At 67.2% G+C, this 24,025-nt stretch carries 24 protein-coding genes and 1 tRNA gene; 10 read left to right on the plus strand and 15 right to left on the minus strand.

Going from position 1 to position 24,025, the window contains the following annotated elements; genetic code table 11:
- Positions 1-43: 43 nt before the first annotated feature.
- The gene (locus LPA46_RS03145; protein WP_230891337.1) at positions 44-1,657 is read right to left on the minus strand and encodes a receiver/sensor box histidine kinase; all 1,614 of its coding nucleotides are present in this window, start codon (positions 1,655-1,657) and stop codon (positions 44-46) included.
- Positions 1,658-1,731: 74 nt separating this feature from the next.
- The gene (locus tag LPA46_RS03150; protein WP_230891338.1) at positions 1,732-2,544 is read right to left on the minus strand and encodes an HD domain-containing protein; all 813 of its coding nucleotides are present in this window, start codon (positions 2,542-2,544) and stop codon (positions 1,732-1,734) included.
- Between the two features lie 177 nt (positions 2,545-2,721).
- Between LPA46_RS03150 and LPA46_RS03155 the strand changes: the two genes are divergently transcribed.
- The 3 genes from LPA46_RS03155 to LPA46_RS03165 all read left to right on the plus strand — a co-directional run bounded on the left by LPA46_RS03155 (position 2,722) and on the right by LPA46_RS03165 (position 4,583).
- Positions 2,722-3,018, plus strand: a complete 297-nt coding sequence (locus LPA46_RS03155) for a twin-arginine translocase TatA/TatE family subunit (RefSeq protein ID WP_230891339.1) — start codon at positions 2,722-2,724, stop codon at positions 3,016-3,018.
- 40 nt (positions 3,019-3,058) lie between these two features.
- A tRNA-Arg gene (locus tag LPA46_RS03160) sits at positions 3,059-3,131 on the plus strand.
- 120 nt (positions 3,132-3,251) lie between these two features.
- Positions 3,252-4,583, plus strand: coding sequence for a DUF7289 family protein (locus LPA46_RS03165; RefSeq protein WP_230891340.1), 1,332 nt, complete (start codon positions 3,252-3,254; stop codon positions 4,581-4,583).
- Here LPA46_RS03165 and LPA46_RS03170 read toward each other — a convergent pair whose 3' ends face one another.
- The 7 genes from LPA46_RS03170 to hpt all read right to left on the minus strand — a co-directional run bounded on the left by LPA46_RS03170 (position 4,584) and on the right by hpt (position 12,404).
- The gene (locus tag LPA46_RS03170; protein WP_230891341.1) at positions 4,584-5,330 is read right to left on the minus strand and encodes a DUF7289 family protein; all 747 of its coding nucleotides are present in this window, start codon (positions 5,328-5,330) and stop codon (positions 4,584-4,586) included.
- Entirely contained in the window at positions 5,323-5,784 is a 462-nt protein-coding gene (locus LPA46_RS03175; RefSeq protein WP_230891342.1) for a DUF7266 family protein, read from the minus strand. The genes LPA46_RS03170 and LPA46_RS03175 overlap by 8 nt, the downstream gene beginning before the upstream one ends.
- Positions 5,772-6,377, minus strand: a complete 606-nt coding sequence (locus tag LPA46_RS03180) for a DUF7288 family protein (protein WP_230891343.1) — start codon at positions 6,375-6,377, stop codon at positions 5,772-5,774. Before LPA46_RS03180 ends, LPA46_RS03175 begins: the two co-directional genes overlap by 13 nt.
- Position 6,378: 1 nt before the next feature.
- Positions 6,379-6,816 carry a DUF7287 family protein gene (locus tag LPA46_RS03185; RefSeq protein WP_442908197.1) on the minus strand — a complete coding sequence of 146 codons (438 nt, stop codon included), beginning with the start codon at positions 6,814-6,816 and terminating at the stop codon, positions 6,379-6,381.
- A gap of 2 nt (positions 6,817-6,818) precedes the next feature.
- Positions 6,819-8,831 (minus strand): type II secretion system F family protein, encoded by a 2,013-nt coding sequence (locus LPA46_RS03190; protein ID WP_230891345.1) that lies wholly within the window; start codon positions 8,829-8,831, stop codon positions 6,819-6,821.
- Positions 8,828-11,761, minus strand: coding sequence for an ATPase, T2SS/T4P/T4SS family (locus LPA46_RS03195; RefSeq protein WP_442908198.1), 2,934 nt, complete (start codon positions 11,759-11,761; stop codon positions 8,828-8,830). Before LPA46_RS03195 ends, LPA46_RS03190 begins: the two co-directional genes overlap by 4 nt.
- A 76-nt stretch (positions 11,762-11,837) precedes the next feature.
- Positions 11,838-12,404 (minus strand): hypoxanthine/guanine phosphoribosyltransferase, encoded by a 567-nt coding sequence (hpt, locus tag LPA46_RS03200; RefSeq protein ID WP_230891346.1) that lies wholly within the window; start codon positions 12,402-12,404, stop codon positions 11,838-11,840.
- A 111-nt stretch (positions 12,405-12,515) separates the two neighbouring features.
- On the opposite strand from hpt, the gene LPA46_RS03205 reads away from it, so the two are divergent.
- Both LPA46_RS03205 and LPA46_RS03210 read left to right on the plus strand, forming a co-directional pair.
- Positions 12,516-12,887, plus strand: coding sequence for a MarR family transcriptional regulator (locus tag LPA46_RS03205; protein WP_058981934.1), 372 nt, complete (start codon positions 12,516-12,518; stop codon positions 12,885-12,887).
- On the plus strand, positions 12,884-13,240 hold the full coding sequence (locus LPA46_RS03210) for a type II toxin-antitoxin system PemK/MazF family toxin (protein WP_230891347.1): 357 nt from the start codon (positions 12,884-12,886) through the stop codon (positions 13,238-13,240). The genes LPA46_RS03205 and LPA46_RS03210 overlap by 4 nt, the downstream gene beginning before the upstream one ends.
- 23 nt (positions 13,241-13,263) lie before the next feature.
- Here LPA46_RS03210 and LPA46_RS03215 read toward each other — a convergent pair whose 3' ends face one another.
- Positions 13,264-14,328: an iron transporter gene (locus LPA46_RS03215; RefSeq protein WP_230891348.1), complete on the minus strand. Its 1,065-nt coding sequence runs from the start codon at positions 14,326-14,328 to the stop codon at positions 13,264-13,266.
- Entirely contained in the window at positions 14,321-15,592 is a 1,272-nt protein-coding gene (locus LPA46_RS03220) for a DUF7405 family protein (protein ID WP_230891349.1), read from the minus strand. Before LPA46_RS03220 ends, LPA46_RS03215 begins: the two co-directional genes overlap by 8 nt.
- Positions 15,593-15,693: 101 nt before the next feature.
- Here LPA46_RS03220 and LPA46_RS03225 point away from each other — a divergent pair, with 101 nt between their 5' ends.
- Positions 15,694-16,800, plus strand: coding sequence for a hypothetical protein (locus LPA46_RS03225; protein ID WP_230891350.1), 1,107 nt, complete (start codon positions 15,694-15,696; stop codon positions 16,798-16,800).
- Here the strand turns inward: LPA46_RS03225 and LPA46_RS03230 are convergent.
- Positions 16,797-17,306 (minus strand): winged helix-turn-helix transcriptional regulator, encoded by a 510-nt coding sequence (locus LPA46_RS03230; protein WP_230891351.1) that lies wholly within the window; start codon positions 17,304-17,306, stop codon positions 16,797-16,799. The genes LPA46_RS03225 and LPA46_RS03230 overlap by 4 nt on opposite strands.
- Positions 17,303-17,638 (minus strand): DUF7471 family protein, encoded by a 336-nt coding sequence (locus LPA46_RS03235; protein ID WP_230891352.1) that lies wholly within the window; start codon positions 17,636-17,638, stop codon positions 17,303-17,305. The genes LPA46_RS03230 and LPA46_RS03235 overlap by 4 nt, the downstream gene beginning before the upstream one ends.
- Positions 17,639-17,750: 112 nt before the next feature.
- On the opposite strand from LPA46_RS03235, the gene LPA46_RS03240 reads away from it, so the two are divergent.
- Positions 17,751-18,155 (plus strand): CBS domain-containing protein, encoded by a 405-nt coding sequence (locus LPA46_RS03240; RefSeq protein WP_230891353.1) that lies wholly within the window; start codon positions 17,751-17,753, stop codon positions 18,153-18,155.
- Positions 18,156-18,263: 108 nt separating this feature from the next.
- Positions 18,264-18,878, plus strand: coding sequence for a beta-class carbonic anhydrase (locus LPA46_RS03245; protein WP_230891354.1), 615 nt, complete (start codon positions 18,264-18,266; stop codon positions 18,876-18,878).
- 9 nt (positions 18,879-18,887) lie between these two features.
- On the opposite strand, the gene LPA46_RS03250 is transcribed toward LPA46_RS03245, so the two are convergent.
- Both LPA46_RS03250 and LPA46_RS03255 read right to left on the minus strand, forming a co-directional pair.
- Positions 18,888-19,487, minus strand: a complete 600-nt coding sequence (locus tag LPA46_RS03250; protein WP_230888558.1) for a hypothetical protein — start codon at positions 19,485-19,487, stop codon at positions 18,888-18,890.
- Between the two features lie 100 nt (positions 19,488-19,587).
- Positions 19,588-20,739: a cobalamin-independent methionine synthase II family protein gene (locus LPA46_RS03255; RefSeq protein ID WP_230891355.1), complete on the minus strand. Its 1,152-nt coding sequence runs from the start codon at positions 20,737-20,739 to the stop codon at positions 19,588-19,590.
- Positions 20,740-20,912: 173 nt separating this feature from the next.
- Here LPA46_RS03255 and LPA46_RS03260 point away from each other — a divergent pair, with 173 nt between their 5' ends.
- Together LPA46_RS03260 and LPA46_RS03265 are read left to right on the plus strand one after the other, a co-directional pair.
- Positions 20,913-22,130, plus strand: a complete 1,218-nt coding sequence (locus tag LPA46_RS03260; protein WP_230891356.1) for an MFS transporter — start codon at positions 20,913-20,915, stop codon at positions 22,128-22,130.
- Positions 22,131-22,259: 129 nt separating this feature from the next.
- Positions 22,260-23,582, plus strand: coding sequence for a restriction endonuclease (locus tag LPA46_RS03265; protein WP_230891357.1), 1,323 nt, complete (start codon positions 22,260-22,262; stop codon positions 23,580-23,582).
- Positions 23,583-24,025: the final 443 nt, after the last annotated feature.

A 24,025-nucleotide genomic window follows, 5' to 3' on the forward strand; every position in this document is an offset into this window, starting at 1 on the left:
GGGTTCGATTCGCGACGCGCACTCATAGGGGTAGTGGCTCACTCTACGCGACCTGTTCGTCGACCGGACGGGCGGCGTCGGTCTCGACGCCCGAGAACTCGAAGCGCGTGCCGCCCGCGTCGCTCTCCGTGATTGTGACGTCCCAGCCGTGCGCGTCGGCGATGCTGCGGACGATGTTGAGCCCGAACCCGGTGCCGTCCGGGTTCGTCGAGTAGCCCACGTCGAACACCCTCTCGCGGTCCGCCGGCGAGATGCCGGGGCCGTCGTCGGCGACGTAGAAGCCGTCGGCGTCGTCGAGGCTGCCGACGGAGACGGTGACGTCGTCGCCGGCGTGTTCGATGGCGTTCCGGAAGAGGTTCTCGAACAGCTCGCGGATGCGGCTCTCGTCCCCGGAGACCGTGCCGAGCGACGGCTCGACGTCGAGTGTCGCCGTCTCGGTCTCGGTGGTCGCCCACGCGTCCTCGACGACCGCCCGGAGGTCGACGCTGGCGAACTCGCTCACCAGTTGGCCGGTCCGCGCGAGCGCCAGGATGTCCTCGACGAGTTCGTTCATCCGCGTGAGCGCGTCCGCAGCCCGCTGGAGCGCGTCGCTGTCGCGGTCCTCGCGCTCCAGGGAAATCGAGCCCTCCGCGACGTTCATCGGGTTGCGGAGGTCGTGGCTGACGACCGACGCGAACTCCTCGAGGCGGTCGTTCTGACTGGCCAACTCGCGCTCGCGGCGGCGGAGTTGCTCGCGGGCTTCCAGCGAGGTGATGTCGTGTCCGATGGTCTCGCCGAGTTCCATCAACACCTCCCGTTCGGGCTCGTCGAAGACGTACGGGCGGTCGGCGTACACGCTCAAAATTCCGTGGACTGTGTCGCCGTCCACGAGCGGGACGACCGCCACCGACTCGACGCCGTGCTCGGCGAACAGCTCCCGCCACGGCTCCATCGACGGGTCCGTCGAGACGTTCTGCGAGCACTGAATCTCGCCCGTGCGGACGGCGCGCCCGCCGGCACCCTGTCCGTGGGCGTCGTCCCCGTCGACGGCGATGACGACGGACTCGTAGTACTCGTCGTCCAACCCCGCCCACGCGTCCGGCCGGAGTTCGCTGTCCTCCGGGTCGTAGCGCCCTATCCACGCCGACTCGTAGGGCTCGGACTGCTGGAGGCGCTCGCAGACCTGCTGTTCGAGTTCGCTGCGGGTGTCCGCGTTCACGATTTCCCGCGTCGCGATGCGGAGCGTGTTGTTGATGCGGTTCAACTGGTCGACCTGGACCTGCTGTTCGCGGCGGCGCGCGTCGTAGACGCCGACCAGATAGCCGATGAGACCGCCGAGCGTCGCGGCGTTCAACAGCGTCAGCGTGGCGTTCGCTGGGAGGGGGCCGGTGACGAGCACGCTCGCGAACATCCACGCTGTCGCCGCAGCGAGCACGACGACGCCGACCGCAACCCACGAGAGCACGCGCGTGACGAACTGGTCGGCGACCACGTCGTTGCGCACGAGTTTCACGCCCGCGGCCACCACGAACGTGGCCAGCACTAACGGGAGGAGCCCGTTCACGACGACGCGCGCCGGCGCGCCCCACAGCACGCCGACGGTCCGCACGTGAAACGCGGAGAGGACGAGGCCGAGCACCACGATGGCGGTGCCGCCCGTCCGGGACGAGAGAGACACGAGTGTGCCAATCGTTCGTGCTATTCGGATAAGAGTCTACCCCCGGCGAGACGAGCGAGGGCGGCGTCCCACGGTTACAGTTCGATGCGCTCGACGAGCTGGTCGCTGTCGCCGCCGGTGTTGAGCGCGACGATGCGAACGTCGTTCTCGATGCCGGACTTGTGCAGTTTCTCCTTCAGGAGGTTGTCGACCTGGTAGACGCCCGCGGCGTTGCGCATCTCGATTTCCACGAGTACGGGACGTTCGTCGCCCTCCTCGAGGGTGACCGAGTCGATGGCCTGGCTGGAGATGGTGTTGATACCGCGGCCGCCGCGCTCGTAGGGGAGTCGCGACCGCCCGCGCTCCATGTCGAGGCCGTCCGCGACGCGGATGACGCCCGCTTCCGTCGTGAGCGGGTCCTCCTCGGTGTGGTGGCAGAGAATCGCGTGCAGCACCTCTGCTTTGACGCGCACGGCTTCGGGCGTCGCGTAGAACTCGGGGAGGATGCGGTCCAGGAGGTCCGCCGCCAGCGGAATCGAGTAGTACGCGTGCTCGTCGCGGTGGACGACGTGCCCGATGTCGTGCAGCGTCGCCGCGAGCGCGACGATAACGCCCTCGTCGGCCTCGTCGAGCCCCTGGTCGGCCGCGCCGTTGAACTCGACGCCGCCGCGCTTCAACAGGTCGTAGAGTTTGAGCGCGCGATTCCGGACGATTTCGATGTGCTTGGTCCCGTGGTCGTTGTACCCCTTCCGCTTGACCGGGTTGACGTTCTGCGCGTCGAGGTACGTCGTAATCTCGGGGTCGTCGGTGACGAACGCCAGCACCTCGTTCAGGCGCTCGTCCGGGAACGCGTGCTCGGCGTCCGGGTCGTACTCGCGGTCGGCGTCGGACTGCGTGGCGTCGCTCATACCTCGGGGATTCGTGGGCCGTCGTGAAAAACCGTGTGACGGTGCCGGCTTCCTCGCAGTCGCCACCGGGAGCGAGCGCGGCCGAAAACGCACCGCTCGTGTCCGCTCGCTGCCGTTACTGCGACACTGAAAGGAGCATAAAGCCTATAATTGCGAACAGGCTACCATCGAGTAGCGATGTTCACCAGTACTCCCCTGTTCATCGGCGGGTTGCCGGGCGGCATGGAGTGGGCAGTCATCCTGCTCATCGCCGTCCTCCTGTTCGGCGCGAACAAGATTCCGAAGCTCGCCCGCTCCAGCGGCGAGGCCATCGGCGAGTTCCAGAAAGGCCGCGAGGAAGTCGAGCAGGAACTCCAGGAGATGCGCGACGGCCCCGAAGCTGAGGGCGAGCCCGAGACGGAGAGCACGGAAACCGAGACCACCACGGACTCGACGGACGCCGACACGGACTCCGAAACCCCGTCCGGCAACTAACGTAACGGTTTTTCTCTGCCCCGTCCTCGCTCGACGTAGAGGGCGTGTGGCCAAGCGGACACGGCGAGAGGTTCCTAACCTCTAGATCGCGGGTTCGACTCCCGTCACGCCCTCTATTACTGCTAACTTCCGCGGCTTTCCTCCCCTTCATCTGGCCGTTCGCCCGCGCTCGTGGTCGTTCTCCAACAGTTCCCCGTCACCTTCTTGCGTGTCACCGGCGAACTGGAGGGTGTATGGACGCGCGGGGGCAGACGGAGACTATCGGAGTGGTGCTGTTGCTCGCTATCACGGTCGCCGGGGTCGGCGTCGTGGTCGTGGCGGGTGGCAGCGCGCTTGACGCCGCACAGGACCAGTCGTCGGTCCAGCGCGCCGAGCAGTCGATGAGTCTCTTCGACGCGCGCAGCGCGCTCGTCGCGCTCGGGCGGTCGGACGGCCAGTCGCTGACGCTGGCGAACTCCGAGCGCGGCAGCTACGAGGTGCGGCCCGACACCGGTCGCATGGTCGTCGTCAGGGAAGGCGACGGCGGTTCGACGACCGAGTACCTGAACACGACGCTGGGGTCGGTCGTCTACGAGAACGGCGACACCGAGGTCGCGTACCAGGGCGGCGGCGTCTGGTACTCGCGGGGCGCCGGCGCGGAGATGGTGTCGCCGCCGGAGTTCAACTACCAGGACGCGACGCTGACGCTCCCGGTGATTCGCGTCACCGGCAGCGCGCAGACGGCGGCCGGCGCGCCGACCGCGCGCGTGACGCGCAACGAGGCCGAGACGAATCGCTCCGTCTTCCCCGGGCCGGGACGGACGAACCCGCTCCAGAACGGGACCGTGACCGTCGCCGTGGAGAGCGACTACTACCGCGGCTGGGCGTCGTTCTTCCAGTCGCGGACGAGCGGCAACGTCACCGTGCTACCCGACGAGAACCGCGTCGAGTTGGAACTCGTCGCGCGCGGGACCGGCGGCCAATTCACGCTCGAAGAGACGCCCCTCGAACTGCGCGGGCTCGCCGGCGACGACCCCGTGGAGTCGCTGACGTTCACGCTGAAACCGAACAAGAACTCCGACTTCAGCGACCTCCACTGGACGCTCGTCGCCGACGACGGCGGCTCCCAGCGCTTCGAGTTCGACATTCAGGGCGCGAACGTCTGCAATGACGGCAACCAGCCCGACGTCACGCTGGAGTACACGGACGGCGGGACGACGCACACGTGGGGCGGCAGCGACGTCTTCTCGAAGAACGACTCGACGTACGCGTACAGTTGCGACGGCGACAACACGCCGACGATGCATCTCGACTTGACCGGGGACACGAATCTCACGTACGAGAGCGGCGGCGGGGCGCCCGTCGCGAACAACTCCACGGGGAACCTCGTGAATTATGCGCTCGGCAAGATGGGGCCGAACGTCGACCTGAAGGTGCTCTCGAAGGGCAAACAGAACCCGTCGGGGAACTCCGCGAGCACCGACCTCTCGGCGTCCACGGGCCAACTCGAGTACGACTCCTCCGGGGAGCGCGTCGTCACGTTCCTCCACATCACCGAGAACGCGGTGAACGTGACCGTGCGGTAGTCAGGCCACCGCGACGTCGATGTAGATGCCCTGCACGTAGACTTCTTTGCCGGGCAGTGGGCACTCGACTTCGCCGGTGCGGCCCTCGTCCGGGCCGTCACAGTTCTGTCCGAATTCGGCTTCGAGGTACTGCTCCCAGGCCGCGGCGCGCGGCGACGTGACTGTGAGGTTCGCGGGCGTCGAGAACGACTCGACGTCGCGGGCGCTGACGGTCGTCCGGACGAGCACTCGCTGCGTGCCGTCCGTGGAGACGCCTCGGCCGTCCGGCTCCGTGGCGACGACGGGGACGAGCGTGCGGTCGCCCGCCGAGACGCGCGGCTCGCCGAACAGCACCGCGCGGTCGCCGTACTGGCGGAACAGCGCGCCGTTCGAGTAGACGAGCCGGTCGCCGTCGTCGGCGCGGTACACTATCGGCCTGGTCGTGGCCTGATAGAACGCCCCGCTGTCGGCGGAGACGTTGAACGTCACCGGGTCGCCGAACCCGAGCGCGCCGTCCGACAGCAACACCTCCGTCGAACGGCTGGGCGCGCCGCGGACGGCGAGGTCGTCGACGTTCGAGTCGAGCACGTCGAACGCGCGCTCGGTGTTCGAGAACTGCTGGGCGTCCCGCGCGCTGGTGAGCGCGTCGAATCCGCCGACGTAGACGACCGCGGTCGTGGAGACGATGATACCGAAGATGAGCACGAATCCGAGCGTGTCGCTGACCGCGCGCTCTCCCGAGAGGCCGTCGATGCGCACGCTACGCATCCTCGACCTCCAGCCGGTTGCCGTCGTAGACCACGACGAAGTCGCCGCCCTCGACGGTCGCGTTCTCGACCGGTATCTCCGTCTGGAATTCGACAGTGATGGTGACGTCCGAGCGGTCGGCGTTGAGCACGACGTTCCCGTTCCCGGACTCGTTGACGTGCACGTCGTACCCGTAGCCGGCGACGTTCGACGGCGCTTCGACGGTGTACCGAACGCTGCCGCCGTCGCTGGCGCGTGCGAGCGTGTCGGCGGCCGCGAGGTCCGCGGCGACGCGGTCGCCGACCACGCGGAGTTCGGTCTCGACGGCGCGGTCGCGCTGGGTCTCCACGAGCGACCCCGCGGAGAACAACAGCATCGTCACGAGGATGGCGGCGACGCCGACGTTCAACACGTAGCCGAGCGCCGTGGAGACGCCGCGGTCGTCGCCGCACCACGACCGGCTCACATCCGCCACACTACCACCTCCACTTCGACGACGGCGTACGCGTGGCCGGGTGCGTTCGGCGCGAAGTAGCGCTCGCCTGCCGCCGCGTTCACGTCCGCGAGCGTCTTCGCCGTCGGCTCGAAGCGAGTGCCGTTACGTTCCATCACCGATTGATTGTCGTAGAGCGTGACCAGCCGCGTGGCGGCGACCGCGTCCGCGCTCGGCTGGCCGTGGAACGCGAGCCGGCGGACGTGGCGGTCGCCGTCGGCACCGACGTAGTAGGCGTTGACGTTGTACGCGACCGCGCGGTCGCCGAACGTCTCCTCGACGGCGAGCAGGAACGACGCTCCGGGGGTTTCGCCGACGTAGTAGCCTTCGTTGCTGGCGTTCGTGAACGCCGCCGCGGAGCCGTTCCAGTAGCGCAGCGTCCGCGAGAGGTTGCCGTTCGCGCGCTCGGTCTCCAGCAGGCCGGACGCCGCCCGCTCGTGCTGGGTCTCGATGTGCTGGCTGGCCGTGCTCGCGGTCAGCGGCGTCACCGCGGTCGCCTGAATCGTGAACGCGACCGTCGCGACGATGAGCAGCGCGGCGGCGACGCCCTCCAGCGTGTGCGCTTGCGCCCGCATGCTACCACACCCTCACGACGAGCTCGTAGCGGTCGCCGCCGACGGTCACGCTCCGCCACGCGACGGTCGCGTCGGCGTCCGCAGACACCGACTGTCCGGCCGTTGCGCGCACGCCGTCGATGGTCGCCACGTCACCAGAAGTAGTCGTCAATGTCACGTTCGCCGACTTGTAGTCGCGCAGCGCCAACTCGCCGATGGCGTCGCCGTCCGCGAAGAACGCGGCAGTTCGCTCCGTGTCGAGGGCGTAGGGCTGGTTCGGGGACGCGAGTCGGTCGGTCGCGAGGTCGTCGGCGATGCGGTTCGCGGAGACGGGGTCGCCGACGTCCGGGTCCGCGAACGGCGTGATGATGCCGGGGACGAACGCGAACGCGAACGCCACAGTCACGAGGAAGATGCTGACGCCCGCGGCGAAGTCCATGGTGGTCTGTGCTCGGGACATGGTCACGCGAAGGAGAACGCTATCAGCGCGACGGTCGGCAGTATCACTGCGAATTTCACGCCCGAGAGCAGGCTCGCGTCGCGGATGTAGCCCGCGACGAACCCGGAGATGACGCCCTGCATCGTCACCGCGTGGAAGAACATCATCCCCAGCAGTTCGGTGTCGATGTTCCCGCCGAAGCTCAACTGGCCGCCCGCGCCGCCAGCACCCCCGGTCGACGTCTCCAGGCCGCTCATCGTGCCGAGGAACTTCACCTGGAGGATGAGCATCACTGCCAGCAGCGTGAGATACGTCATGATGATGATGACGACCTGCATGCGGGCCCGCGAGCGCCGCTCGCGTTCGATGTCGTCCTGGTTCTCGCTGGCCTGTGCGGCCGTCGACAGCACCGCCGTAATCTGACTGGACGCCTCCTGTGCCTTCGTGATGAGTTTGACCGTGCGGGCGAGCCGCGGGATGTGGTACTTGTTGTTGAATTCGACGAGCGCGCGCTTCAGACTCGTGCCGTAGTTCACCTTCGCGTACATCGTCTCGAACTCCTCGCCGAGCTTCCCGCTGGTGGTCTCCGAGACCGCGCCGATGGACTCCAGAATCGTCATCCCGGTGTCGTTGGCCGAGGAGAGCTTCCGGAGGTTGTCCGAGAGCTTGTTCGTGATGCGGCGCCGCGAGCGCACGTTCCACTCGCGGAACACCGCCAGCGGGAACCCAATCAGATACAGCGGGAGGTAGACGTAGAGGAACGTCCCCCAGATTGGGGCGTCGACCATGGCGTCGAGCGTCGTCGGCGCGAGGCCTGCGAGGAACGCGTTCACGACGAGCACGAGCGTCACCGGCACGGTGAACGCGAGCGTGAACAGCGGGTTGTCTCGGAAGAAGCGCGCGGGGTGGCGCATCACCTGCATCGTCTCGTAGGTCCCCTCGCGGCGCTTCACGCGGTCGAAAATCGCGTACTCGCCGACGAAGCGCTCAACGAGACCGAGGCTGAGCAGGCCGGGTTCGCGGTGGCCGGTGTCCTCGCCCTCGAATTCGAGGAAGCCGTCCCCGATTTCGTCCTGCTTGACCGTGGAGACGAGCACGAGGAAGCCGAGGCCGACGATGGGCGTGAGCACGTAGACGGTGGCATAGAGCAGCCGCATCTGGGCCTGCCCGAGCATGCTCATGATGACGAGGATGATGATGAGGAGGAGTGGGAACAGCGACAGCGTCATGTACATCTCGCCGAACAGCTCCAGGGTGTCGAGCGTGAGCTCCTGTTGCTGTTTGGCGGTGCGCATGTGCTTGTCCTTCTTGTCCGAGAGGAACTCCGTCATGTCCCCGCCGGAGTTGATGATGGAGAGCATGTCCGTCAGGAACTGGCTGAGTTCGTCGCTGGGCGTCTCCATCGAGCGGTTCCGCACCGCACTCCGGTAGTCCGTGTCGAAGTACTCGGTCTCCTGGACGATGCTCCGGAACTCCATGGCGACCTCGCCGTACGTGTCGTCGGCCTTCGCCATCGCCTCCAGAATCTCCAGTTGGTTCATGCCGCCGATGGAGAGCGCGTACATGAACGAGACGGCGTCCGGCAGCAGCATGTTGATCTCGCGCTCCCGGGAACTGGAGCGCATGTACGGCACGGAGAGCAGCCCGCCGAACCCGGCCGTGAAGCCGATAAACCCGAAGAAGAGGCCGGTGCCGACGACCAGCGCGGGAATCTTCAGCGCCTGCACGATGGCCAGCAGCGTCTCGTTCGGGACGGGGACGCCGATGAGCGTCTCCGTCTCCACGAGCCCGGTGTAGAAGAGGCCGTAGCCGAGCGCGAGCCCGAGCAGCCAGAGCGTGACGCCCGCGAGGACGCCCACGCCGATGGCCCGGGAGACGAACAGCTCCACGGGGTCGTCCATGCGGGCTTCCGCGAGCTTCGTCTCGACGTCCGCGATGAAGTCGCTGCCGTCGCTGAACGCCCACTGGTAGACGGGGAAGAACGCGTCCGCGACGACGTCCGCGCCCTCGCCGAACGACTGCGACCCCGTGCTCATTCGGTGCTCCCCTCGCGTTCGTCCTCGGACTCGTCGGCGGCCTCACCGCCGTCGCTGGCGGCCGTGTCGTCGCTGGGTGCCGCGGGCTCGAAGCTCCCGAACCCGTCGTCGCTCTCTGCCACGGGTTCGATGGCGGGGTCGAGGTCGTCGGCGAACGCGTCCCGCGTCGACGACTCCGTGGCTTCCTGCTCGGTCGGGAGGTCGGCGTCGGCCACCTCCTCGATGGCGGCTTCGAGGTCCTCGGCGTCGAGCCCACGAGTGTCCGCGACCACGTCCTCCGCGGCGGCGTCGGGCGTGAGCGCGGTCGCCAGCGACTCCGCGGACTCGCCCTCGTACTCCGTGAGCACGCCGCCCTCCTCGCGGGCGGTTTCGAGGATGGACTCGGCCTCCGCGAGCACGCTCTCGGAGGGGTCCGGGCGCGGGACCATCGCCTCCTTGTCGGGATCGACGTCGATGAGCACGCTCTCCATCCCGCGGAGGTCTTCGAGCGCCGCCTCCAGTTGGCCGTTGGCGACGAGCGTGAGGATGGTCTCGGGGTCGTTGATGTACGCCTGCGCGGTCGCGGCGACCTGCGCGTACTCGTTGAGGCCCTGCTCGATGAGGTACGCCAGCAGGACGCGGCGCTCCTGCAGTTGGCGGTCGAGCTCCATCTGCGTCCAGCCGCGGTCGAATTTGATGTCCTCGAGCGTCGAGGAGTCCGCAGTCTGCCGGTAGGAGTCGTCCTCGGGCTCCCACTGGAAGACGTCGTTGACGTTGATTTCGTCGTTCTCCGGGTCGTAGCGGTTGATTTCCGTAATCGAGCGGTTGCGCCGGACCTTTTGGCCGCGTACGCGCGTCTGGGACTGCACCGACACGAGGTCCAGCGCGGTGAACAGCGTCTTCGAGACGTTGATTGGTTCGGTGGTGAAGCGCTTGAGGACCTCGCCGACGTTGTCCGCGTGGAACGTCGTGTACGTGGTGTGGCCGGTGCTCATCACCTGGAAGAGCGTGCGACCCTCCTCGCCGCGCACCTCGCCCATCACGATGTAGTCGGGGCGCTGGCGGAGCGCGGCTTCCAGCAGGTCGAACTCGTCGATGTCGCCGGTCTCGTCCTCGCCGAAGCTCGGGCGGGTGACGCTGGCAATCCAGTTGCGCTGGGGGAGTTCGACCTCGCGGGTGTCCTCGATGGAGACGATTTTCGCGTTGCTCGGGATGAACAGCGAGACCGCGTTCAGGCTCGTGGTCTTCCCGGAGGCGGTGCCGCCCGCGAAGACGAGGCTCTTGTGGGACTCGATGCAGAGCCAGAGGAACGCCATCTCGTCGAGGCTGAACGTCTGCCAATTCACGAGGTCCACGGGCGTGAACGGCACGTCCTTGAATTGGCGGATGGTGTAGTTGGTCCCGTGGTCGCTGACCTCCTGGCCGAGCGTGAGCTGGGCGCGGGAGCCGTCGCGGAGCGTGGCGTCGACCTGCGGCTGGCGCTTCGAGATGCCCTTTCCGGAGCGCTGGGCGAGTTTCACGACGAAGTCGTCGAGGCTCTCGCGGCCGTGGTAGACGTTCGTGATGAGGTTCTCGTAGTCGGTGTGGTAGACGAACACCGGCGAGTCGTAGCCGTCGCAGGAGATGTCCTCGACGTTGATGTCGTGTTTGATGCCGTCGATGCGCTCGTAGCCGATGAAGTTCCGCTGGAGCACGTACAGCAGCGTCTCTACCTGGTACTGCGTGAGGGCGTCCGGGTCCTCGGCGAGCACCGCGGGCTCGGGGCGCGCCATGATGCCGTCGAGGTGGCCGTCGTCGGTTTCGACCGGTGGTTTCCCTCTCCCGACGGCCGCCAGCAGTTTGTCGACGAACGACTGCTCGCGCCCGACCGGGCCGACGTAGAGGTCGTAGCGGTCCAGCAGTTTCCGCGTCTCGCGCTCGATGACGCCGCGGCGCTCGGCCTCGTCGCCGGCGGCCGTGACGTCGTCGCTGGCGTACTTGATAGCCGTTCTGAGCTTCTCCGTGAGGAACTCTTGGAGGTCCGCCTCGATGGGGTTGCGGTAGGGCTCCACGAGGTAGTACTTCTTCTCGTTCTCGCGGTCGGAGTGGAAGATGACGACGAACGCGTACGGCTTGTTCACCCAGTAGCGCTCGACCTCCCGGAAGTGGCGTTTCTTCTCCATCGGCACCGCCTTCTCCAGGTCGTAGCGGTTCGCGATGGTGGTCTTCCCCTCGATAGTCGAGAAGAACGCGTCCTCGTCGATGTCCTCGTGGATGTCGACCGTGCGCTCGTCTTCGAGGTCGAGCATCTCGTCGGCGGCGTCGTCTTTCACGGACAGCCAGTTCTCGACGTTCTCCGGGTCGAAGCCGAGGTACTCCACGGGGTCGAACCGGACGATTTCGCCGTCGTCGTCGCGGGGCCGCGTCCAGTCGTTGTCGCCGACGTAGTAGTACTCGCGCTTGAAGTGCTCCCACATCCACTCGTCTTTCGCGACGGGCGTCGTCGCGGGGTCGGTGAATTCGTCGAAGTAGTCGTGGAAGTTGCTCGCGCGCCGCGCCGCCGTCCCGAGCACGTCGCCCTTCTCGTCGGGGTCGAACCCGAGGTCGTCGCTCGGGTCCGCGTCGACGGCCCCCCACTTCGGCTTCGGTGGGTCCGCGCCGAGTTCGTCCCACTCGGGGTACGGCGGTTCGACGTCCTCCTTGCGGCCCGCCTCGGCGGCCGCGAGTTCGTGCCGTGCGCGCTCGCGGCGCTCCTGAACGCGCTCGGCGGCGTCCTCGCTCCCGTACTCCTCCAGATAGTCCACCCAGGAGTACTCTCCGACCGTCGCGCCGCCGTCGTACTCGCGGACGGCGGGCGTGAGCTGCTGCCAGTCGTAGTCCCGATTCCGCTCGCCCGGTGTGCCCTCAGCTGGTGCGTCGTCGGTGCCGCCGCTGGCGGTCGCCCCACCGGCCCCGGCATCGTCGCCTGCCATTAGCCAGTACTGGCCAGGCAGCCGCAAAAACCCTTGCGACCAATTACCACGCTCCTTGACACGAAGCCGGCGGGCGCTACCGGTACTCGTCGACGACCGTGACCTCGCCGTCCGCGACCTCGATGTCCACCAGCGCCGTCACGTCGTGGGGCGAGTCGGCCATCGCGCTCTCCGAGCCGACCTTCCGGATGACCACCACGACGTCCGCGATGTCCGCGCCGATGCCGTCGAGGGCGTCCGTGAGCGCGCGCAGCGTCCCACCCGTCGACAGCAGGTCGTCCAGCACGAGCACGCGGTCACCCTCCTCCACGTCGTTGACGTACATCTCACCCTCCGAGTAGCCCGTCTCCTGGTGGATTTCGACCTCCCCGGGCAGCCCGTACTCGCGCTTCCGGACGACTGTCACGGGGAGGTCCGTCTGCAGGCTCACGGCCGTGGAGATGTGGATGCCCATCGCCTCCGGCGTCACGATTTTGTCCACGTCCTCGAGGTCCGCGACCCGCGTGATGCCGACGACGACCTCCCGCAGCAGCGCGGGCTCGAGCATCGGCACGCCGTTGCTGATTGGGAGGACGACGTACTCGTACCCACCCTCTTTCTCGATGACGGGCGCGCGCTGGAAGGACTCGCGTAACCGCTCCATACCCCGCGTTCGCCCGTCGAGCCAAAAGGATGCGGGGTTCGCGTACTTTCGGTGCTTACGTCGGTTTCGTCACTAACGCTCTTGTCGCTGGAGACCGTACGTCCACCCGAGATGTCTATCGACCGCGAAACCTTCGAGAACGCGAGCGAGGACGAGCTCGCCGGACTGTCCGTCCCAGAGCGCGTCCTCGGGTTCCTCGCGAGCCACGACGGACACGCGTTCGAAGCGGGCGAGATTGCCGCTCGCCTCGAAATCGACGAAGGAGCGGTCAGCACCGCCCTCACGCGGCTCAAGGACCGCGACCTCGTCGAACACAAGGCGACGTACTGGGCGGTCACCGACGACGAGCAGCGACTCGCGGAGTACGACGGCTACGAGCGCGCCACCTCCCTGTTCAACGAGCAACTCGGCGAGGAGGACGCGGACGCCTGGCGCGAGCAGTCGCCCGAGGGAGCGCACCCGAGCGTCGACGACGAACAGTGAGCGACGAGGAACCGACGCCGATTTTCGAACCGGGCGACGTCGTCTACGGCGTAGACCCGTTCGACGGTGCCAAGCAGGCACGCCCCTGGCTCGTCCTCTCGAATCACGAGGACCGACCGTTCCACGGCGAACAGTACATCGTAGTCACGCTGACAACGAAGTCGTGGATGGACGGACTCCTCGAAATCCCGGACGACGACTGGATACGCGGTGGAACACCCGAACAGAGCCGCATCGTCCCGTGGGGTGTCCAGTCGCTCAGTTCCGACGACATCGCGTTCTGGCAAGGGCGGCTGAGGCAGCGCCTCGTCGACGACGCCGTCGCGTCACTGGTCGACGAAGTCCAACAGTAGCTACCGGGCTGTCGATTCGCCGTTCAGACCGACACGTCCGAGAAGTCGAAGAACGCCGTCTCGTACCCCTCGTGGCGCGACACCTGCGGCGGCGTGTCGACACTCACGGTCACGTTCTCGATTGCGTCAGAAGCGGAGACGACCGCGCCGTAGTGGTAGCCGAGGTCGGCGTCGAGCGTCGGCACGAGGTCGCCGTCGAAGACGCGCTCGCCGCCCGCGTCGACGGTCGCCGACAACGATGCGTTCGGGAGCACGAATCGGTTGTGTGGCGTGCGCAGCGACGTCGCGACGTACGTCTCGCCGTCGCCGGTTGCGAGGCTCCCGAGTCGGTCCGCGGTCCCGACGACCAGATTCGCGCCGCCCGTCTCGCCTGTGCCGCGCACCGGAATCGGGAACGCGTCTTCTGTGGGTGCCTGCGAGAGCGTCGCGCTCTTCATGTCCATCGGGTCGACCGCGCCCTCGCTTCCCTCGCGGTCGGCGGGGATGTCCTCGAACGGGAGGTCGTCGAGGCTGGAGCGGTCGAACGTGAACGAGAAGCCGAACTCCACGGGGTCGGTCGCGGCCGATTCGCCCGTCCGGCGCGTGGTCGGCGGGACGACGCGCACAGTGACGTCGTAGTTGCCCTCCGGCCCGAGCGCGACGTTGTCGCCGTGGTGGACGCCCATCTGCTGGGAGAGCATCTGCCACGGCGTCACCGACGACGTCTCGCCGTCCGGGCCCGTGTGCTCGATGGCGACGTTCGCTTCCGGCAGCACCGTGCCGGTTTCGGTGTCCCAGACGGCGACCATCAGGTGGACGTCGTCCTCGCCGCGGACGTCCACGCGGTCGGTGTCCGTCCCGCGCACCAGCCAGAAGCGGTGCGGGAACGTGTAGGAGAGCGCGCACGCGTACCGGCCGCTGGTCTGCATTCCAGGCATCTCCATGCCTTCGACGTGCGAGGGGACGTAGGCGGCGTCTGGGCGGTTCTCGGGGAGCGGCGGCTCGCGGGTCGCGCGCTCCGTTTCGAGGAATCCCAGACAGCCCGCGGTCGCGCCGAGACCGGTAGCGCCTGCTGCCGCGAGGAACGCGCGCCGACTCGGCTTACGCATCGCTGCCCTCCGGGGTGGGGAGCGCGCGACTCGACCGCGGCGGCAGCAGGTAGTTGCCGCGGTGGGTGACCGAGAGGTACTGGCGGATGCCGTTGTTCTGCGTGCGGCCGACCGGCGTCTGGCCGCTAACGTCGGTGGCGTTCATCGCCTCGCGAGTGCGCTCGAAGTCCGCGATTTCGCGCTGGAGCGCGAGGAAGTGCACGCCCGCGTGGCCGCCGTCCGTCGAGTCGAAGTCCCGGCGAAGGATGACCGGCCGGCCGTCCTCGCGGACGCGCTGGAACTTCTGCGAGTGCCCGACGACGCCGCGCTCGCTGCCCGTCTCCACGGGGTCGCCGCAGTCGTCGAGCTGGGGGCTGTCGCCGAGGTTCTCGCCCGTGCCCTCGACCGCGCCGCTGTCGGCGTGCGCGGGACAGAACATCTGCGCGACGCGGGACTCGCGGTCGTCCTGCTCGTACCACTGCGTGAGGTTCAGGTCGATGTGGGAGACGTGCTGGGTGGTGCCGCCCGCGAACGGCCCGGACTGGATGGTGACGCGGTCCTCGGTCGCCTGGCTCTTCTCGAAGCCCGACTCGAACCCCATGTAGAACGGCGCGTCCTCGGGCACGGGCTCAGAGTCCGGGACGCCGCCCGTGTCCTGGTGCTCGGCGGGGAGGCCGTCGCCGACGAACCCGGAGCGCCGGTCCGCGACCGAGAAGACGCCCGTGAGCGCGGCGTCGACGTCGATTCCGTTCGCGGTGTCGCGGTTCCCGCGCATCGCCTCCTCGGCTTCGAGGACGGCGCTGGCGTGGTCGCTGGCGAGGTGGAGGATGGCGTCGGGCGTGTCCAGCGCGGGGTCTTCGAGGTCCGAGAGTGGCTGCGGCTCGGGGAGGTGGACGGACTCGGGGAGTTCGGCGTCGAAGCGCTCGAAGTACGCGGGGGAGTAGCCCAGCGTCGCGAGCAGGCCGTCGTTCGAGTACTCGTAGGCGCGTTCGAGCGTGCGGAGCGCGGATTCGACGGTCCCGCGGGCTTCGTCGGTGGGTTCGCCGTCGAGGTCGAAGTGGAGGAGCGCGTGGTGGCGCGGCGGCACGACGTTCCCCGCGTCGTCCCGCGAGAGGGCGTCGTTCCACGCGTGCTGGCGCTCGGGCAGCGACGCCGGGTCGTCGACGCCTGCTGGAACGTCGGCGTCCTCGCGGTCCATGCACGCCGCGAGCGCGCTCGCGCCGCCGATGGCGACCGCGGACTTGAGGAACGCGCGGCGGCTCACGCCGCGGGAGTCCGGAAGCATACCCGGATGTTGCGCGTTCACGCGAAAAGCCGTTCTGGTGCACCCGTCGAATTCGACGCGCGGACCAGAACCCGCAAGCCACTCCGCACGAGAGAACGGGTATGCATCCGTTCCGTGCCGCTGGCCGCGCCGGCGGCATCGTCGCCGCGGTCGCTGCGCTCGCGAGTCCGGCAGCCGCCCATACTGGGACCACGCACGCCGGCACGCCCCACTGGCTGCTGTTCGCGCTCGCGTTCGTCGGCATCGGCGTCGCTGCCGTCACGATGGCCGCGTACCGCCGCGGCCGCGTCGACGGCACGACGGGGGCCGCTGCGGGCCTCGTCGCCGCGCTCGCCGGCGGGTTCGGGCTCGTCGGCCTCGTCGAACTCCAGGTCGTCGCCGACACTGGCCCCCAGATTCGCTCTATCTACCCGACGCTGAGTCTCGTCGTCGGCACTGCGATGGCGGTCGGCAGCCTCGTCGTCGGCCGCCGCCGATGGCCCGAACGCCCGCGCTACGTCGCGCTCGGCGTGCTGCTCGCGGCGTGGGTGGTGTATCCCATCGTGATGCCGAACGGCGGCACCTACCACGTCCTCGGCTACGTGCTCGTCGCGACCGTCGTGTTTGCCGTGGGATACGTCCTGTACCGCGACGCGTGGGGCGTCGTCCAGAGCCTGCGCCGCGACCGCCGGCCGCTCGGCGCGGGTCTCGCCGCGGGCGTGCTGTTCGTCGGCTTCTTCGCGTTCTCCGCGGGGACGCTCACCCTCAACCCCGACCCCGGCGTCGGCGCGCCGACCGAGTCGACGGTCGTCTTTCTGCCCGTCGCGGACCCGCTGGTCGCGTGGCCGGCCGTCGAGTTCGTCTTCCCGTCGGTCCCGATGGCTGGGTTCGTCTCCGTTGGGACGGTCGTCATGATGGGGCTGCTCGGGAGCCTCGTCGCCGTCAACGTCGGCGTGCTCGTCCAGCAGGCGCGCGCCGAGAGCGCCGCGGACGGCGGCACGTCCGCGCTCGGGATGGTCGCCACGACCGGCGCGACCGCGTGCTGTTGCTGCGCGCCCGCGTTCTACGGCGTGCTCTCGGTGCTGTTCGGCGCCGCCGCCACCCCCGCGTACTGGGCGTTCATGGACCCGACGTCGCCCGTCGGCGGCGTGTTTTTCGCGGCGAGTGTCCTGTTGATGCTCGGGAGCATCGTGCGCGCGACGGGCGGCGGCCGACCGGTCGCCGCCTAGTCGAAGAAGTTGTCGAGCAGGCGCTCGAAGCGGTCGACGAACCGGTCGGCCGCAGTGGGGTCGACATCGGCGAGCAGTCGGACGGTCTCTTCTGGCCGCACGAGCGCGAGCGTGACGCGGTTGCGCTCGTCGCGGCGCTTCTCCACGACGTCGTGCGTGGTGAGCGCGTCGAGGTGGTGTTCGAGCGTCGAGCGCGCGACGCCGACGCTGTCCGCGACGTCGTCCGGGCGCGACGGGCCGTTGTCGAGGAGGTGGTAGAGGGCGTCGCGGGCGGTCTCGCGGCGCGCGAGCGCGACGACGCCGCGCTCCCAGTCGTCGAACTCGGGCGGGAAGTAGTGCGTACGCCCCGAGACGCGTTCGACCGCGAGGTCGCCCGCGCGGACGAGTCGCCGGGCGTGGTGCTGGACCTGCCCGGGCGCGAGGTCTGTCGCCCGGACGACCGCGTTGAAGTGGACGCCGGGGTCGTCGCGGACGTGCGCGGCGACGCGGTCGCGGGTGTCGGTCACCGCTCGTCACCTCCCGTGGGCGTGCCGGCGACCGAGCGCGCGTACCAGACCGCGGCGATGACGAGGCCCGCCATTACGACGTCGAGGCCGTGTTCGAGGACGTGGTGGACGTCGCCCGCGAGCAAGCCGCCGACGCTCGCGCCGGCGACGACCGAGCGCGCGAGCAGCGTGGCGAGCGCGAGCGCGACCAGCAAGTAGGGCCGGGAGCGCCGCCGCAGGAACGCCACCAGCGCCGCGCCCGTGAGCAGGGCGGACGCCACGCCCGCGGCGGCGAGCGCCACCACGAGCGGAACGTCCAGCCCTGCAGTCTGGGCGTGCGCGACGGGAATCACAGTTCCCGGTTGCGCTGCAGCGAGTGTAGGTCGTTCGGTTTCTCGCGGCTGCCTGTGCTATCGTGACGTGGTGGCGGACAACGCTTAACACGCCGCGGCGCTATCTTCGAGTATGGACGATATTTTCGTCGGCCGACTCATGTCGGACAGCATCCACACCGTCACGCCCGACACGCTCGTCGAGGACGCCGCCGAGCTCATGCTCGACAACAGCATCGGCTCGGTCGTCGTCGTCGACGAGCACGGCCACCTCGAAGGCATCCTCACCAACACCGACTTCGTCACCATCGTGGCTAAGAGCAAGCCGAAGGCCCAGACCACCGTCGAGCGCTACATGACCACGGACGTCGTCACTACCGGCGCGCAGGACTCCATCCGCGACGTCGCCGACGCCATGCTCGAACACGGCTTCCACCACATGCCCGTCGTCGACGAGGAGGACAACGTCATCGGCATGATTACCACGACGGACCTCGCGTCGTACATCTCCACCGTCCAGACGCCCAGCCCGGCGTAATTCTCGGCTCTCGAGTTCTTTCTGGCGGTTCTCGGTGGTCCCGGATTCCCCGGCGAGGCTCGCCGAGTGACCAACTACCACACGCTTCTGCGAGAAACGCTCACTCGCATGGCAGACTCACACAACCACGACCACGAACCCGGCCACCACCACGAGCACGTCGACGCGACCGTCGAGGACCACGACGACTGGGCGCGACGCCGCCGCAAGGGCATCCCGACCGACGACCGCCTGCTGGTCGTCGCCTGCATGGACGAACGCATCCCCGTCGAGGACGCCCTCGACATCGAACTCGGGGACGCCCAGATTTTCCGGAACGCCGGCGGGAAAGTCACCGACGACGTGATTCGCTCGGCCGCGCTCACCACCCAGTTCTTCGACACCGAGGAAATCATCGTCGTCAACCACACCGACTGCGGGATGATGAGCGCACCCGACGATGCCGTCGTCGACGGACTGGAGGCCGCCGCGGGTGGCGACCTCGACGACGTCGACCTCGACCCCGCGCTCCCCGACCTCTCGATCGGTGACGCCACCGTCGCCGACTGGGTGCGCATGACCGACGACATCGACGAAGCCTGCGCCGCACAAGTCCGATACCTCGAGGAACACCCGCTCGTCGACGCAAATGTCCACGGCTACGTCTACGAAGTCGAGAGCGGCACGCTGCGCCACCCCGGCGGCCGCATCGCCGAGGAGATTAGCACGCGCGTCGAGGACTGAATCTCCCCCTCAGAATCCCCAGCGGAGGCCGGACATGGTGCCGACGATGGCGACCATGAGGACGAGTTCGACGAGGCTCAGCATGCCGTACTTCTTGTTCAGGTCGGCGAGCCGCTCGTGGTCGGTGTCGTCGGCGGCGATTTCGTCGAACATCCCGGCCGTGAATTTGTGGAGCGGGCCGAACCCGAGCACGAGCAGCGCGGCGGCGAGCGCGACCGCCGCCCACAGCGACGGCGTCGGGGAGTCCCAGAGCCCCATCAGGCCCGCGAGCCCGACGCCGGAGCCGACGACGCCGAGCGACACCGGCTCCATGAGCAGGTTCATCTTCGGGACGAAGCCCTCCGCGAACTCCGCGTTGGCCTCCTCGGAGAGGCTCCCCATGACGGGGCCCAGGACGACCGCGCCGAGCACCGCGGTGCCGAACCAGAACGCGCCGAGGAAGAGGTGGACGGTGAACATGATTCGGACGTCCCCGGAGAGGTAGCCCAGGACGGGCAGGACCAGGGGGACGGCGACGGCGCCGACCGCGAACGGTCGGGTGGCGGCGTCGGCCATCGTGCGGTAGCGTTCGCGCCTGTTCGCGGGTCGCTGTGCGTCGGTCAGTGACATTCGGTGGCTCCCCTCACAACGAGTCGTAACTCTGCTGACACCAAATAAATGATGGGGTAGAAACAAATCCGCGAAGCGCCGACGCGAGCCGGTGCGGGCGTCAGTAGATGCGTTCGGTCGCTATCTCCGCGCCCTCGGCGAGCGCGTCGAGCTTCTTCCACGCGATTTCGGGGTGGACCATGCCGATGCCGGCCTGCGTGCCGAAGCCGCAGTCGGGCGCGGCGACCAGCGGCGTCGAGTCGTCGACGGCGGCGGCCACGCGCTCCAGGCGGTCCGCGATGGTCTCGGGGTGGTCGACGACGTTCGTCTTCACGTCGACGACGCCCGGAATCAGGTCCCAGCCGTCCGGCACCGGGTGCTCGGCGAACGCGCGGTACTCGTGCTGGTGGCGGGGGTTGGCCTGCTCGACGCTGAGCCCCGTGATGTCGGCCTCGTAGATTTCCGGGAGCAGCTCCGCGAGGCCCGTGTCGAGGTGGTGGGGGCCCTCGTAACTCCCCCAGCAGGTGTGGAGCCGGACCTGCTCGGCGGGGACGTTCGACAGCGCCTCGTTGAGCGCCTCGACGTGGAGGCGCGTGGCTGCCTTGACTTCGTCGAGAGGTGCGTCCGCGTACTCCGCGGTGTGGCCCACCGTGAGGAGTTCGGGCGCGTCGATTTGGAGGGTCGTCCCGGTCTCGGCGACGAGCTCGTACTCCTCGGCCATCGCGTCCGCGACCGCGAAGAGGTACTCCTCGTAGTCACCGTAGTAGTCGTCGACGTGCGTGGCGGTGACGACGCTGGGCGACGCCGAGGTGACGAACGTGTCCTCGAAGTCCGCGTCGACGTCGTCGAGGGCGTCCTGGAACCCGTCCAATTCGGCCTTCGCGTCGTCGTGGCCGGTGTACTCGACGGGGCCGGTGACGACGGGCTGCATCGAGAGGTCGATGACGTCCGTCTCGAACGTCTCCGAGGCGTAGTCGGGGAACTCCTGGAGGTCCGCCCAGAGTTCCTGCTCGCGCTCGCCGTCGATGCCGCTGAGGCGGTCCGCGACGTACCAGTTGAACGAGACGCGGGACTGCTCGCCGTTGTTGGCGACGTCGAGGCCGACTTCGGCCTGGCGCTCGACGACGTCGCGCGTGGCGTCCGCGACGGTCGCGTCCCACTCGTCGGCGTCGACGTCCTCGCCGTCCTGGCGCTGCTCTAGAAGGTCGAGCAGCTCCGGTGGTCGGGGAAGGCTACCGATGTGCGTCGTGCGAATCCGGTCGTTCGCCGTCATTAGATACTCGTGTGAGTAATAGCCAGGTTCGCCAATATAACCAACGGTATTCACCTCCGCGCCCAGGCCGGAGTCGCTGGCCGGTCGGTCGCTCGACTCTTCGCCGCTTGCCCGAGGAGACGGCAGAAACACAGTTATTATTGGCGCACGACTGCCCGTTCCGAGTAGACCTAATGGGCCTGCGCACCGCAGTTCGGCAGGAAGTGACGGCGCTGTGGGGCGGCGGGAAGGGCGTCTCCCTCGTCGCTATCGCGACCGGCTGGGGCCTGCTGAACGGCGGGCGGATGGTCTACCCCGTCATCATCCCCTACCTCCAGACTGACTACGGGCTCTCACTGACGGTGACGGGGCTGCTCGTGACCGTGCTGTGGTTCTTCGCGGCAATCGGCCAGCTCCCCGGTGGGATGCTCGCCGACCGGTACGACGAGCGCGCGCTCATGGCCGTGAGCGCGGTCGTCGTCGCCGCGGCGCTCGGCCTCGTCGTCACGTCCTCGTCGCCACTCGTCCTGTTCGCGGCGACCGCCGTCTGGGGACTCGGCCACTCGCTGTACCCGATTGCCAGAATCACGATTCTCTCGAAGCTCTACACGCAGCGCCTCGGCAGCGCGCTCGGCGTCACGATGGCGACCGGCGACATCGGACAGACTGTCCTCCCGCCGATTGCCGCCGCGCTCGCCGCCGCCGTCGCGTGGCAGGCCGGCCTCGGCTTCGTCGCGCCGCTGCTCGTCGTCGCCGGGATTCTCATCTACGCCACGTCACCGAGCCGGGACGACGGGACAGACGCCGGGACGGACTCGGAGAGCACGCAGTCACTGCGGGACGCCGTCGACGTCCTCGCGGAACTCCGCACGCCGGAAATCGGGTTCATGACGGTCATCCTCTTCCTCTACATGTTCATCTGGCAGTCGTTCACCGCGTTCTACCCGACCTACCTCACGTCAGTGAAAGACCTCTCCACCCCGCAGGCGAGCGTGCTGTTCGGATTCTTCTTCGCGGTCGGCGTGCTCGTCAAGCCGCTGGCCGGCGCGGCCTACGACCGCATCGGGATGCGCCGCTCGCTCATCGGGATTCTGCTGCCGGCCGCCGCGGGCTTCCTCCTGTTGCCCGTCGTCTCCGGCATCTGGCCGCTCGTCGGCATCACCGCGCTCGTCAGCACGATGCTCGGCACCGGCGCAATCACGCAGTCGTTCCTCGCGGAAGCGTTCTCCGAGGCGACCCAGGGCACCGGCCTCGGCGTCATCCGCACGCTCACCGCGTCGCTGGCCGCCGCCGGCCCGGTCGTCTTCGGCGTCGTCGGCGACCACGGCTACTTCGACGAAGGCTACGTCTTCCTCGCGGTCGTGATGGCCGTCGTCATCGCGCTCACGTACCGGATGCCCGAATCGACGTGAGAGCAGTCGCATGTCGTCCGTCGAATTTGAGATTCGTCGTCTCTGCACATTCCGCGAGCGCAGTTGCAGCGCGCACACACAAAATCACTCACAGAAATAATTATGCCACTGTCATGAGTCGGCCAGCGTATGGCCTCTGACGGCGACCATCATTCGTGGCCGGACGACGAGCTCCGGCGTCGCCTTCAATCGATGGACGACTTTGAGTTTGAGCATCTGATCGCCGACCTTTGGCGTCGCCAGGGCTGGACCGCTGAAGTTGAACAACAATCCAGCGACGCTGGTGTCGATATTCGCGCAACAAAAACTTCGCCCTATCGAAAAAAGGCCCTCATCCAAGCAAAGCGGTATAGCGACACCAATACCGTTGGCGGCCCCGATATTCAACAATACTCAGCTCTCAAGCAGCAAGAAGCAGACACTGACGAGGCCATCATCGTCACGACAGGGTACTTTACTGGATCTGCCGAGGATCGTGCCCGTGACTTAAACGTCAAACTCATCGATGGCGACGATCTCATCAATCTTATTGGCGAGATGGATGCGTACGACATCGTTGAGGAGTATCTTGGCACGACACCTGCTAGTGAAGACGCGTCTGACTCCTCGTTAAAGAGCGAGCTTCAACACCTCAGTGAGAGCGACCGTGAGGCCATCGAGTCTGCCACGGGGCAGTCTGCTGAAGAGTTCCTAGAAGACGAGCAGTACCGAGCAAATCGGGCGATGGAGCGCGCGCACAGGAAAGTTGTGCTGAACCCACATGATGCGGCCGAATTCGGCATCTTCTCAGATCCGGACGCGGATGTTGAACGCGAGTTTGAGTCGCAGAAGGTGAAATACGCCATCCTAAAGGATGATCTGCATCTCGCTAGTGACGGAGATTTGTTCGTAGAGGATTTGAATGATTATATTCCAAAAGCAGCGATCGCGGGGAAACCAACAGGTCGTGTTATTGGCGTGATTCGCCGGGGTGTATCGGATAAGCGGTGGTTAGCTGATGGTGGCACAAGAGTGCTGAAAGCGCACGGATTTGCGGACTCCGTGAGGGAACGAGCTCTGCGATTTCTCGGGCTTGAACGGTCGGATACTGTCGGTGTGAATACTGAGAGACAGTGGCGGCTCTATACTGCTGTCGTTGGTATAATTGCGTGGGGTGTTCTATGGCTGTGGTTTTCATTAATTCCGGATACAGCACCGGCTGTCGCGGGTGGGATTCTACTTATTGCTTGGCTAGCTCTACCCGTGGGGATGTCGCTTGATGCTCGAGGAACAGGGATCCGTAATGTGTCACCGAAGACGACCAGTATCTTGGTCGCGTGTTCGTTGATTCCGATGCTTGCGATTATCCCGGGGTTGGTGTATCTCTATAAGCGTGAACGGACGGATTGGTCTACTACGAGTGGTTCGGCGGTAGATGGCGACAACGCCGAGGGCTCCTCAACGGCCGAGTGACCTTGCGGCATTCTCGGTCGTCGGAGAACTTCGGTCGGAGTTACGGCCTTGACTACTTTCACTTGGCCTCGAGTGGTTCTTCTTGTGCCGCCTGGACGCGGCTGTCAGAGTAAGAGATTGGGCTTCATTGACGCAACTTCAAGACTCAGAATCCCGATAACGATGAGCGTCAATGTAAGTCGTGACCGTTTCGTCGATATTCTACCGAATTAACACACGCGTAGCCTTGTGCCACAAACACGTGTGGACTCGTCGGGACTGAGCGAAACCGAAGGTTTCGCGAGGGACGCAGGCTCGCTGCGCTCGCCTGCGGGATTTGAACCCGGAGGAAGACGGTCGCCTCGCTACGCTCGGCGCTGCGACTTCCAGGGCTTCAAATCCCGACTCGCCAATACTCAGTATCGACGCGAAGCGACACACGCGTCGCTTCGCGGTCGAGTGTT

Origin of the sequence: Halobacterium sp. KA-6 (assembly GCF_021029015.1) — an archaeon.
GTDB lineage: Archaea > Halobacteriota > Halobacteria > Halobacteriales > Halobacteriaceae > Halobacterium.